The sequence below is a fragment of the Ralstonia sp. RL genome (genome assembly GCF_001683835.1).
In the GTDB taxonomy this organism is placed as follows: domain Bacteria; phylum Pseudomonadota; class Gammaproteobacteria; order Burkholderiales; family Burkholderiaceae; genus Ralstonia; species Ralstonia mannitolilytica.
This window is the reverse complement of record NZ_LWRX01000233.1, coordinates 1-1,122: the sequence shown is the minus strand read 5'-3', so window position 1 is coordinate 1,122 and position 1,122 is coordinate 1. Positions and strand designations below refer to the sequence as shown.

At 68.2% G+C, this 1,122-nt stretch carries 2 protein-coding genes; both read right to left on the bottom strand.

Annotated features, from left to right (window positions below):
- Positions 1–739 (bottom strand): phospholipase D-like domain-containing protein (locus tag A6M56_RS21195; protein WP_286758390.1); only part of this gene is annotated, 739 nt, incomplete at its 3' end.
- Between the two features lie 16 nt (positions 740–755).
- Positions 756–1,122: ClpB D2-like domain containing protein (locus A6M56_RS21190; protein WP_502686950.1), on the bottom strand; the 367-nt coding region annotated here is incomplete at its 5' end.

Below are 1,122 nucleotides of genomic sequence, written 5' to 3'. Positions count from 1 at the left end.
AGGCCTGGCCCGGCGCATCGGGCCGCCAATACGGGCTGAAGATGTTCATGCCGCCGGTAAAACCCGTCTTGCCATCGATCACCAGCAGCTTGCGGTGATTGCGCAGATGCGCGCCATGCAGGCGCGCGGGAATCAACGTCGGGTTGAACGTCGCCGCCGGAACGCCGGCGCGCTGCAAGGCGCGGTAGGCGCTGCGGGGCGTCCAGCGGGCATACACGTCGTCGATCAGCACCCGCACTTGCACGCCGCGCTCATGAGCCCGGCGCAGCGCATCGACGAACTGCGCCCCGATGCCTTGGCTGTCGAAGATGTACGAGCACAAGGCGACGCTGTGCCTGGCCGATTCGATCGTGGCGAGCATGGCCGGGTAGGCCTGCTCGCCATCGACAAGCGGCTCGATGCGGTTGCCGCCGGTCAGCGACTGGCCGGTGGCGCGGCCCACCAGGTGGGCCAGACCGGCAAGCGGCGGCGATACAGCCTCGGGCATCGTGGGCGAGAGGTCCTGCCGAACAGCAGGATCTGCCCCCGGGAAGAGCCGCCGCGCCCGCCGCTGGTAACGGTTGATGCCGAACAGCCCATACAGCAGCGAACCGCCCAGCGGCAACAAGGCGATCAGCAGTACCCACAGCGTGGCCGATCGAGGGTCACGCTTGTAGATGACCGCGTGCCCCGCTGTGGGGATAGCGACCGCCAGCGACACGAGGGTGGCTGCCCATGTCAGGCCGTTGGGGTCGGACACGACAGCCTCCCATCGCTCAAGATTCGCCGCCCGCTGACTTCTTCTTGCGCGCAGGCTTGCTCGCGTCGCTAGGCGGTGCCTCGGCCACGTTCGCGGCATCGGGCTTTTCAGGTTCGGCCGGCTTCGCGGGTGGCTCCTGGCGCTCGAAGACCACCCGTTCGGCCTTGTCGTCCCAGCGGGCGCTGGCGTGATCGGCCTTGCCGATACCGCCACCCAGCATCTCGCGCGCCAGAGCGGTTTCCAGCTCGCTGCGGATCAGCCGCTTGAGCTCACGCGCGCCGAACTCGGGCTTGTAGCCTTCCTCCGCGAAGTGATCGATCAAGGTCTGGTCGAAGGTCAGCGTCACGCCCTGGCTGGCGGCGTTGCGGGCCACACGATCGAGC